This window comes from Sphingomonas sp. P2_B6, assembly GCF_056404755.1.
Genome location: NZ_JBFUDK010000024.1, coordinates 44,608 through 55,206 on the forward strand (window position 1 = coordinate 44,608; position 10,599 = coordinate 55,206).

At 66.3% G+C, this 10,599-nt stretch carries 10 protein-coding genes and 1 tRNA gene; 6 read left to right on the forward strand and 5 right to left on the reverse strand.

Features of this window, described 5'->3' with window-relative positions; translation table 11 throughout:
* Positions 1-138: 138 nt before the first annotated feature.
* Positions 139-2,061, reverse strand: coding sequence for a PEP/pyruvate-binding domain-containing protein (locus tag AC1DX5_RS23015; protein WP_478017552.1), 1,923 nt, complete (start codon positions 2,059-2,061; stop codon positions 139-141).
* 152 nt (positions 2,062-2,213) lie between these two features.
* Here AC1DX5_RS23015 and AC1DX5_RS23020 point away from each other — a divergent pair, with 152 nt between their 5' ends.
* Both AC1DX5_RS23020 and AC1DX5_RS23025 read left to right on the forward strand, forming a co-directional pair.
* Positions 2,214-3,134, forward strand: a complete 921-nt coding sequence (locus AC1DX5_RS23020) for a phytanoyl-CoA dioxygenase family protein (protein ID WP_478017554.1) — start codon at positions 2,214-2,216, stop codon at positions 3,132-3,134.
* Positions 3,135-3,580: 446 nt separating this feature from the next.
* Complete coding sequence (locus tag AC1DX5_RS23025; protein WP_478017556.1) at positions 3,581-3,835, forward strand: hypothetical protein; 255 nt, start codon at positions 3,581-3,583, stop codon at positions 3,833-3,835.
* A gap of 43 nt (positions 3,836-3,878) precedes the next feature.
* Here AC1DX5_RS23025 and AC1DX5_RS23030 read toward each other — a convergent pair.
* Both AC1DX5_RS23030 and cpdR read right to left on the reverse strand, forming a co-directional pair.
* A tRNA-Val gene (locus tag AC1DX5_RS23030) sits at positions 3,879-3,953 on the reverse strand.
* A gap of 69 nt (positions 3,954-4,022) precedes the next feature.
* The gene (cpdR, locus tag AC1DX5_RS23035) at positions 4,023-4,400 is read right to left on the reverse strand and encodes a cell cycle two-component system response regulator CpdR (protein WP_465175908.1); all 378 of its coding nucleotides are present in this window, start codon (positions 4,398-4,400) and stop codon (positions 4,023-4,025) included.
* A 136-nt stretch (positions 4,401-4,536) separates the two neighbouring features.
* On the opposite strand from cpdR, the gene AC1DX5_RS23040 reads away from it, so the two are divergent.
* Positions 4,537-5,394: an N-formylglutamate amidohydrolase gene (locus AC1DX5_RS23040; RefSeq protein WP_478017558.1), complete on the forward strand. Its 858-nt coding sequence runs from the start codon at positions 4,537-4,539 to the stop codon at positions 5,392-5,394.
* 353 nt (positions 5,395-5,747) lie between these two features.
* On the opposite strand, the gene AC1DX5_RS23045 is transcribed toward AC1DX5_RS23040, so the two are convergent.
* Together AC1DX5_RS23045 and AC1DX5_RS23050 are read right to left on the reverse strand one after the other, a co-directional pair.
* Positions 5,748-6,521 carry a SapC family protein gene (locus tag AC1DX5_RS23045; RefSeq protein WP_465172159.1) on the reverse strand — a complete coding sequence of 258 codons (774 nt, stop codon included), beginning with the start codon at positions 6,519-6,521 and terminating at the stop codon, positions 5,748-5,750.
* A gap of 58 nt (positions 6,522-6,579) precedes the next feature.
* The gene (locus AC1DX5_RS23050; protein ID WP_478017560.1) at positions 6,580-8,028 is read right to left on the reverse strand and encodes an FAD-binding oxidoreductase; all 1,449 of its coding nucleotides are present in this window, start codon (positions 8,026-8,028) and stop codon (positions 6,580-6,582) included.
* 75 nt (positions 8,029-8,103) lie between these two features.
* Here AC1DX5_RS23050 and AC1DX5_RS23055 point away from each other — a divergent pair, with 75 nt between their 5' ends.
* The 3 genes from AC1DX5_RS23055 to AC1DX5_RS23065 form a co-directional block, all read left to right on the forward strand.
* Positions 8,104-8,565: a hypothetical protein gene (locus tag AC1DX5_RS23055; protein WP_478017562.1), complete on the forward strand. Its 462-nt coding sequence runs from the start codon at positions 8,104-8,106 to the stop codon at positions 8,563-8,565.
* A 170-nt stretch (positions 8,566-8,735) separates the two neighbouring features.
* Positions 8,736-9,179 carry a hypothetical protein gene (locus tag AC1DX5_RS23060; protein ID WP_478017564.1) on the forward strand — a complete coding sequence of 148 codons (444 nt, stop codon included), beginning with the start codon at positions 8,736-8,738 and terminating at the stop codon, positions 9,177-9,179.
* A 111-nt stretch (positions 9,180-9,290) separates the two neighbouring features.
* Positions 9,291-10,599 (forward strand): DEAD/DEAH box helicase (locus AC1DX5_RS23065; RefSeq protein WP_478017566.1); only part of this gene is annotated, 1,309 nt, incomplete at its 3' end.

Here is a 10,599-nt window from a genome sequence, read left to right on the forward strand (position 1 = left end):
TCCGGACTCCGCCCCTTTCGTTTCCCAGGCACAAGGTGAGTCCCAGCGCGTGATCGGTTCAACGGGAATCGCGAAAAACTGAATCGCGGTGGAAAATGCCCTGATCCGCCAAACGCCGCCTGCAATATTTACCGGGGATCACCGCCCCCGCACATAATCCCGCGACTGCACGATCATGATCCGATCGCCCGCCACAAGCCATTCCACATCCTGCGGGCGGTGGCCGAACACCTCCTCCACCGCGCGGCCCACCTTCCCCAGCCGGCGGACCAGGTCGTCGGAGAGGACGGGGCGGTCGGGGTCGATCTTCGCTTCTTCCACGCCGCCGCCGGGCGCGAAGTGCAGCAGCACATCGTCCTTCGAGCGGGTGAGGACCTGGATCGATTCCAGTTCCGGGCGGTAGATCAGCTGTTCGGCGATCTTGCGGCCCTCGACCACGCGGATGCCGAGGCCGCGTTTGGCGGCGATGAAGAGGCGGATCTCGTCGGCCTGCTGCTCGTCGAACGGGTCGATCGTGGTCATCACCCCGGCCGCATCGGCGTCGACGCCGATCTGCACCAGCACGGCGGCGCGGACCGAGCGGTGGTCGATGCCGGCCGCCTCGCGCGCGGCGAAGGCACGGTCGTTCCAGATCGAGCCCCAGACCGTCTTCACGGCCTTCGCCAGATCCCCGGCGCTCACCACATTGGGCACGGTGTCGTAAAGGCCGGCGCCGTTGAAGCCGCGCAGATCCTCGGCATTGGTCGAGGAGCGGATGAACACGCCCTTCGGCCCGAGCAGGCTGGCACGACGGGCGGTGATCGCGGCGAAATCGGCGTCCGGGATCGTACCGGCAAGGAAGGCGGCGCGGAGCTTCGCCAGTTCCTGCTGGCGCCAGCCCGTATCGGTGCGGCGCGGATCGGCCAGCAAGGCGGCGATGCGCGGGCCGAGCCGGTTGGCGGCGACGAAGCGGTCATAGAAGGAGAAGGGAATGCCGAAGCCCGGTGGCACGGTGAAGCGGCCGTCGCGTTGCGCGAGTTGCGCCACCTGGCCGAGATTGGCTGCTTTGGCGCCTGTGCGCCGCGCCCAGCTCTCGCCCTGCTCGACCAGCGACGGCAGGCCCGCATAGACGGCATCCGCAGGCGCCACCTGGACCGCGCGCGCCTTCTTCGCGCGCTCCGCTGCCTTGACCTCGGCCGGGGTGGCCATGCGCAGCACCACCATCGCGCCGCGCGTGTCGAGCACCACCATCTGCCCGGCCAGCGATGCCCAGCGACGATCGGCATCGGCGCGATAGGCATTGGGAATGCGCCAGGTCTTGGCGAGCAGGCTGACATGATTGATCGGGGTGGTGAAGGTGGCCGAGACGATGCCCGCGACCGGCGGCATGCGGATCGGCATGGTCGTCAGCACCGCCACGTCGCCGGGGGTGAGCGCATCCTCCTGCCCCTCCTTCACCACGACCAGCCGGCCGACCGCGCGGCCATGGTTGAGGACCAGCTCCTCGCGGCTGCCATAGGCTTCGTCGATGCCGATGGTCGGCAGCTTGGCCTGGCCGGCGGCCTCGCGCTGCTGATCGGAATTGGGCTTGAAGGTGAGCGGCGCGGGAAAACCCGCCTGGAGCACGCGCATCATGTCGGCGAGCAAAGCGGGCTCGACCAGGTCGCCTTCCCATAGTTCGACACCGTAGCGGTTCAGCTTCGGATAGCGGACGACCGAGCCGAGCAGGAATCGCCGTTTCGGGTTGGAATAATTGGCGGCATTGAAGGTCTCGCTGTCGGCGAGCGTCAGATATTTCGCCTGGAGATAGTCGAGATGATAGCGATAGCGCTTCGTATCGATCCACAGCAGCTTCGGGGCCGGGGCGGCGCGATCGATCGCGAACATGAGCTGCGGCAACGCGAGAAAGCGGCCGGCGCCTTCGGTGCGGGCGAGGCGATCGAATTCGGCGGCGTTTCTGATAGCGGCCTGGGGCGCCGGGGAATGATCCGGGGCGGTCGTCTGGCCAGTAAGGGCGGACAGATCGCCGCCAGCCAAGCCGATGGCGGCGATGGCGAGCAGTGCCGCGGTGGTTTTGGTCACGAGTCTCTCCCGAACGCCAGCGAGGCTGCGCGAAAGCGGGGCCGGGGTCCAGTGACGAGGTGCCCGGAGGCGCGCGTTTGCGCGGCGGCGGCGGTCTGCTATGCCGGCGCATGACGGCCCGCCGGAGAAGGGGGGCAGCAACGGGCGATTTCGTGCAGACATCCATTCTTCGGAATCGAGCGCTGCAGCCACGGCTGACACGGGACGGCTTCGTCCAGCTTCCCTTGCTGGATGCAGCGGAAGTCGACGCCCTGCTCCACACGCTGAAAACCATTCGCGACCGGGCGTCCCGTTCGTCGACGATCACCGGGCAGGCGCTTGCCTATCACGCGACGGCGCTCGATGGCGACGCTCAGTATCGGGAATCGATATTCTCCGCGGTGCGGGATGCGGTCGCGCCGAAGCTCGAGGGGCTTCTCGACGACTTCGACATCATCACGGCGGGCCTGATCATCAAGGAGCCGGGAACGGGTGCGCTGAGCCTCCATTCGGACTGGACCCTGACGGAAGACATAGATCAGCCGACACTGACGGTGTGGTGCCCGCTGGTCGACGTCGACGATCATAATGGCTGTCTGCGGGTCGTGCCCGGCAGCCACCGGCTGGTTCGACAGATCCGCGGCCCGGGGATCAAGAACTATCACGCGCATTTTCAAAAATCCCTCGGCGACATCGTCCTCTCCTTGCCGATGCGGGCCGGTGAGGGCCTGATCTTCGACAGCAGCCTGCTGCATGGCTCGCCGATCAACGAATCCGGCGTTCCCCGCCCCGCAATCATGGTGTCCTGCGTCCGGAAGGGCGTCCGTCCGGTATTCTACCGTCATGAAGACGGCCCGGCGCAACAGGATTTCGAGATTTACGCGCTGTCCGACGGTGCGTTCAAGGAACACTCGGCCCATGATTATTTCGCGGGGCTGGTGCCCGATCGGTTCATCTCCCGGATACCCGACCGAAACGGCCCTGTGTCTCATCCCGGGTTCAGGCGCAGGCATTTGCTTGCCCGCTGGTGGCGCCGCCTGACGGGACGATATGAACCCCGCTGGCTGTTCGAGGCTCTGCCGGGATTTCGTTGAGGCTCGGCGGCGCGGCGCAGGTCAGGGTCCCTTCCCAGCCGCGCCGGGTGCGGGGCACGGGCCAATGGTCGAGGGAACGCGCAGGCGTTCCGAACGGCAGCCAGGCGCTTGCCGGTCGCACCGGATGCCCATCTTGATCGCGGCGCAATCGATGATGGTTATGACGGCGGTTACGCTGAAAAATTTCACCTGCGAAACGATTATGACGCAAAACCGCGGAATGGGCCGTTGCGTCCCGCAGGAAAAGGAACCCGCGTCGTTGACCGTGGAACTGATGAACATGACGTCGCGCATCGCACGGGGCCAGCGGGCCCGGGCCTGTCTCGGGCCATGTCCGGCCCTGACAGTGCACGCAATGAATCGACCTTGCAGGGATATCCCTGCTTCCCGCACGGCCGGAAACGCACATCGCCGCATGGCGCTGATCTCGACAAGGTATAGCTGACGTGAGCGGTTCTCCGGCCGGAAAGGGCGATGTGACGCCCGGTGCCGATGGCCCGGAGGAGCAGCGCGAGCGGTTCCACGAGCTATCCGACCAGTTCGCGGGCCAGGACGAGGAAGCGAGCGACGCCATGCTCGACATGCTGACCGGGGACGCGATCAAGGAATGGCGGCTGCAAGACGCGACCTTCTGGCAGCGGGTCAAGTTCCGGTCGCGCATGCTCCGCGCGTCGGGTGCCGGCCGCAAGGATCAGGAATAAAAAAGCCCGTGAGATCCATCGGGACCCCACGGGCTTTTTAAGATGGTGGGCGTGGCAAGGATTGAACTTGCGACCCCTGCGATGTCAACACAGTGCTCTACCACTGAGCTACACGCCCACGCGAGTTGCGCGCTCTAGCGAGGGTTATCGGCCCGCGCAAGCCGCGACGCACGAAATCGTACCGCGATCAGACACCCCGGGTCGCATTCTCCATTTCGAACATGCGTTCGATCTCGATCACGAGGTCGCGCAGGTGAAAGGGCTTCGAGAGAACCCGGGCCTGCGGCACCGTCTTGCCGGCCTTCAGCGTGACCGCGGCGAAGCCCGTGATGAACATGACACGAAGGTCCGGGCACATCTCTCCGGCGCGCTGCGCCAGCTCGATGCCGTCCATTTCCGGCATGACGATATCGGTCAGGAGCAGATCGAAGGGCTCCGATTCGAGCAGCGGAATCGCCTCTGTACCGCGATCGACCGCGCTGACGGCATAGCCCGACCGCTCGAGCGCGCGCGTGAGATATTCACGCATCACCCGGTCGTCCTCGGCCAACAATATCCTGATCATCGCATTCCGCTCACTCTTCCGGGCGCGGTTTATGCGCGAAGCTCTTAAGATTTTCCAGCATTCCCGGCTCGTTTCACCATCGCGCACGAGGCAAAGCCCGATTGCCGCGGCGCACCGGTCGCCCTAGGTTGGGAGAATGGCCGCCAGCGCCCTTTCCTTCGATCGATACGGTCCGGACGAGCCGGCCAGCCCCGTCATCCTGTCCGTGCCGCATGCGGGGCGGGATTATCCACTGGCGCTCCGCGCCGCGCTGCGCGTGCCGGTGACCGCGCTGACCCCGCTCGAGGACCGGCATGTCGACGCGGTGGCGATGCTGGCGCGGGGCAACGAGACGATGCTGGTCCAGCGCGTCGCGCGCGCCTGGATCGATCTCAATCGCAGCGAACAGGAGCGCGACCCCGGCATCGACGACGGCGCCAGCCGCCAGGCGATGCCGATGCAATCGGCCCGGATGCGCGGCGGGCTGGGCCTGGTGCCGCGCCGGGTTTCGGGCGCGGGCGATATCTGGCGGCGGCGGCTCGACGGCGAGGAGGTCATGGCGCGGATCGAGATGGACCACCGCCCCTATCACGCCGCCCTGACCGAGGCGTTGAGGCGCGCGCGAGCGCGATTCGGGATCGCGATATTGCTCGATCTCCATTCGATGCCCCCGCTGACCCCTGCCCAGGGCAAGGCGCGAATCGTGCTGGGGGACCGTTTCGGGCGATCGGCGGCGACGCGATTCGTCCATCGGCTGGAGAGCCAGATCCTGGCGGCGGGACTCACCGCGGGGCTGAACGCGCCTTATGCCGGCGGCCATATCCTCGACGCGCAGGCGCGGCCGACGACGAACGTGCATGCCATCCAGATCGAGTTTGACCGCTCGCTCTATCTCGATCAGGCGCTCGACGGACCCGGCGACGGGCTGGCCGACACGGCAACGCTGTTGCGGCGGATGATCGATGCGGTGGCCGATGAGGCGCTGGCCCTGCCCGCCGCCATCGCCGCGGAATAAGCCAAACCCAAAAAAAACCACCGCGTGCAATGCAGCACGCGGTGGCCAAGGTTCAGGGAGGAGACACACCCGAAGGTGTGTCGCACGGCCCCGCGAAAGGGGGGACACGACGCCGCGCAACACCCATATAGGTGGGGGGTTTTCGGGCTTCAAGGGTGAAAACAGCCGGTTTGACTGTGCTTGGCGCCGCGACCCGATTTCAGCGCGTTCGTTGCGCGAATGGGGCCGAGCGCGACAGAAAATGATACCGCGCTGCCGCAGCGCAGCGGATCGAGCGGCCGAGGCACGACTCGATCGGGATAGAATTTGTCATCCGGTCGCGCCGCGAAGGACGCGACCGGACGCGGTAGCGGTCAGACTGCCGGGAGCTGCGCCGGCATGAGGCCGAGCTGCATCTGGCGGCTGAAGATGTCGCGCATCAGGCTGAGCGAGAAGAGATGCGCATAGAGCAGCGGCAGCATGCCGTTCTTGTGGATCTTGCGCAGCTGGTCGCCGCGAAGATCGGCCAGCTTCTCCTCGTTCACGATGCGGAAGCCGCGATAGATGAAGGGCTGCTCGACGCCATCCGCCTGGATGGTCGTCTCACCGTCCATCAACAGGCCAAGCTCGGTGAGGTCGCGCATGAACTGCGCGGTGCGGGCACCGGCCTGCTCGAACGATTCGTTGAACTGCATGATGCTCTTGGTCACCTCGGACGGCTGACCGTCGTCGAACAGCGGCTGGCCCTCGAGATCGGCACCGATGCCCTCGGACGTCGGGTCGAAGCACAGCGACAGCTCGTCCGCGCCCGGACGCAGGCGCGCGAGCATGAACGGATAGCGGCGGATATAGGCCGGCAGGTACATCTGGTTCTCGGTCAGCGTGCCCTCGGCATCGACGAACACGTTGACGCCCTCGTTCAGGCCCATCAGCGCGAGCGGCACCGCGTCGTCGCCCTCGGTGAAGACGATCGGGAAATGGCGCTGCGCGAGCGGGAATTCGTCGACCGTGATCGGGATGGCATGCTGGCCGATCAGGAACTTCGCCTGAGTGATCGGCTTCATCTTGAAATTGACATGAGTCTCGCTCGAAAGCGGTTCGAGCGCATTATAGAACAAAGGAAGTTGCGATTGCGGCGCGCTGGCCATGAAAACTCTCCATCGGGACTGAACGTAACGGCTATTGCGTGCCGGACGGCGCCCGGCTCTATGGTGCCGAGGGTTCCGGCGCAAGCGCCACGAGCTTGCCGGGGTTCATAAGGACTCCCGGATCGAACGCCGCCTTGATCGCGCGCAGTGCCGCCATGCGGGCCGGCGAGGAAAGGCGTTCCAGCTCCTTGAGCTTCATCTGGCCGATGCCGTGTTCGGCCGAGATCGACCCGCCCGCCGCCACGACCAGATCGTTGACGAAGCGTGTGATGGCCGGGGCATCCTCGGCATACCAGCGGGCCGCGTCCACGCCGCGCGGGGCGCGGATGTGGAAATGGACATTGCCGTCGCCGAGATGGCCGAACGCCATCGCCTCGGTCCCCGGAAACCGCGCCTCGCAGGCAGCGCCGCCTTCGATCATGAAGCGCGGCATGCCCGACACGGGCACCGAGATGTCGTGCTGCACGGCGGGGCCGTTGTTGCGCTCCGCCTCCGAGATCGAATCGCGGATGTGCCAGAAAGCCTCGGCCTGCGCCTCGCTTGCCGCGATCACCGCATCGGCCACCTGGCCATCCGCCAGCGCGGGGGCGAGCAGCCGCTCGAGCAGATCGGCGGGGGCCTCGTCGTCCGGATCAGTGATGACCGCCTCGATCAGCACGTGCCAGGGATATACGCCGGCCAGCGGCGCGCGCGTACCCGGGACATGCTGAAGCACCAGCGACAAGGTGTGGCCGGGCACGATCTCGAAACTCTCGATCCGGTCGGTGCCGGCCTCGAGCCGGCGCAGCAGCGCGAGCGCCGTTTCCGGATCGGACACGCCGCACCATGCCACTGCCCGCGCGGCGATCGCCGGCACCAGCCGTAGCGTGGCCGCGGTGATGACGCCGAGCGTGCCCTCGGCGCCGATCAGCAGCTGGTTGAGATCATAGCCGCGATTGTCCTTCTTGAGCGCGGCGAGCCCGTCATGGATGCTGCCGTCGGGCAGCACCGCCTCGACCCCCGCGACGAGGCTGCGCATCGTGCCGAAGCGCAGCACCTGGGTGCCGCCGGCATTGGTCGAGGCAAGACCGCCGATCGTCGCGCTGCCGCGCGCGCCAAGAGTCAGCGGGAAGCGCCTGCCCTGCTCCAGCGCGGCCGCATGGAGATCAGCGAGGATCACCCCGGCCTCGGCGATGGCCAGGCCGTTCACGGGATCCACCGCGCGGATGCGGTTCATCCGGCGCGTCGACAGGATCAGCGCCGACCCGTCGACGGGAGGCGTCGCGCCGCCGACCATGCCGGTATTGCCGCCCTGCGGCACCAGCGGAACGCCTGCGTCGCGCGCCAGCGCGATGATCGCCGCGACGCCGTCGCGGCTGTCGGGCGCGAGGATCGCCGGGGCGGCGCCGTGATAGCGGCCGCGCCAGTCCTCGAGCCACGGCGCGATCGCGGTTTCGTCAGTGATCACGGCCTTGGGGCCGAGCTTTTCGCGGACCGAGTCGGCCAGCTGGCGTTGGGCGGGTGTCATCGCCGCGCCCTACCACGCGGGAATGGGCGCGCCAATTCATGCACTGTTCAAGCATTTCAGGTAACGCGGCAAAGCATGTCGCAACCGATGATTCTTGCGCTGATTCTGCTTGCCGTCGCGCCCGGCGCGTCGGTCGACGAGTCGCGCCTGCCGACGGTCGAGGTTGCGCAGCTGACGGTGCACCAGCGAATCATCATCCGCATCCCCCGCATGACCCTTCCCCCGCAGCAGCCGGTCCAGCCCCAGCAGATGGTGACATGGTCGGAGAAGAAGGGCCCGAAATGCGTGGTGATGGGCGATCTGGTCGGCGCCGCGATCTCGGCGCCGGACAGCATCGACCTGATGATCGACGATGGATCGCGAATCCGCGCGCGACTCGACGATGATTGCCCGCCGCTCGATTATTATTCGAGCTATTATCTGAAACCGACCCCGGACGGCATGGTCTGCGCCGACCGCGACGCGATCCGCTCGCGCTCGGGCGGATCCTGCCCGATCGAGGAATTCAAGCGGCTAATCCCCAAGGTGAAGCGGTAGAACATCCGTAGCGATCACAATATCGGATGGCGCCCGGAACGGAGTGACTCGGCCGGGCGAATAACCGACCGGTAACCGGCCCGGTTTGTCTACCGTCCACGTCATTGCAGGCGCTCGACATCACGTTATGCTGGCCGTGCATCGTTGGCCGCGCTGGACCGGGGGGATATGTGATTTTTTTGCCGACCCTGCTGACGCTCGTCGCCTCCGACGTCACTGCGCATCAGCCGAAGGAATCGAGAGCTCCCGCAACCGCCGAAGGCGCCGCGCTTATCGTGGCGCGCCTTCTCGACGCTACAGCGGCTAGCGACGATATCGCTTTCGACAAGGTCGCCGGCGGCATGGTGATCATGCTCGCACCGGATTTCGGTGCGCCGGTTTCTCGCGCCAAATTCGCGGCATCTCTGGAAGGTTGCGTTGCAATTCACGTCATGAATTCAGTACCGTTCCCGCAAATGCCGGAAATGCAGTCGGTTCGCATCACCATGCAGTGCCGAAAGCATGAGGACTCGCAACCGGTGGCTGTGGTGGCAGATGTCATGGCCGATAACGAACATGCTATCGCCGTTTTTCCAGGCGGCGTGTCAAAAATATGGCCCGCACCCAAGCGCTAAGTTACCCTCGGCGGGTCGCCACGACCCCTTTTCCTTGACAATCGCGCCCTTATCGGCAAGCGCTCCGGGGCTGGCCGGGCCACGATGACCGGGCCTTTTTCCGGACACCGCATGACTTTCGCCGACCTCGGCCTATCCGACCAACTTCTGAAAGCCGTGAACGAGTCCGGCTATACCGAGCCGACTCCGATTCAGGCGAGCGCGATCCCGAGCGTCCTGATGATGCGCGACATCGTCGCCATCGCCCAGACCGGCACGGGCAAGACCGCCGCCTTCGTGCTGCCGATGATCGACATATTGGGCGAGGGCCGCAGCCGCGCACGCATGCCGCGGTCGCTGATCCTCGAGCCGACGCGCGAGCTCGCCGCGCAGGTCGCCGAGAATTTCGAGAAATACGGCAAGTATCACAAGCTCTCCATGGCGCTGCTGATCGGCGGCGTCTCGATGGGCGACCAGCAAAAGGCGCTGGAAAAGGGCGTGGACGTGCTGATCGCGACGCCGGGCCGGCTGATGGACCTGTTCGGCCGCGGCAAGATCCTGCTGACCGGCTGCAACCTGCTGGTGATCGACGAGGCGGACCGCATGCTCGACATGGGGTTCATCCCCGACATCGAGGAAATCTGCACCAAGCTGCCCAAGCAGCGCCAGACCTTGCTCTTTTCCGCGACGATGCCGCCGCCGATCAAGAAACTGGCCGACAAGTTCCTGTCCAACCCGAAGACGATCGAGGTCGCGCGCCCCGCGACCGCCAATGTCAACATCAAGCAATGGCTGGTGCCCGTCTCCGCCTCGAAGAAGCGCGAGAAGCTGGTCGAGCTGCTCGAGCATGAGGATGTGAAGACCGCGATCATCTTCTCGAACCGCAAGACCACGGTGCGCGAGCTGAACAAGGCGCTGCAGCGCCAGGGCTTCCGCTCGAGCGAGATTCACGGCGACATGGAGCAATCGCAGCGCATCGCCGAGCTCGACCGGTTCAAGGCGGGCGATGTCAACATCCTGGTCGCCTCCGACGTCGCGGCGCGCGGGCTCGACATCAAGGGCGTCAGCCACGTCTTCAATTTCGACGCGCCCTGGCATCCCGACGATTATGTCCACCGCATCGGCCGCACCGGCCGCGCGGGCGCGACCGGCGTCGCCTTCACCCTGGTGACCGCGGACGATGCCGAGAACATCGCCAATATCGAGAAGCTGACCGGCCTGAAGATCGATCGCCACGAAGGCGCCGAGGACGAGCCCGCTTCCGCCGCGACGCCGCGCGGACGCGGCCGGGGCAAGCCCGCTGCTGCCAGGGCACCCAGGGCCGAGGCGAAGCCTGCCCGCACCAGGGGCCCGAAGGCCGCGCCGGTCGAGGCGGAGGCTCCGGCCGACGTCGAGCGCGCACCGGTCGAGGCCGAACCGCCTGCGCGGCCGGCTCGCGCAC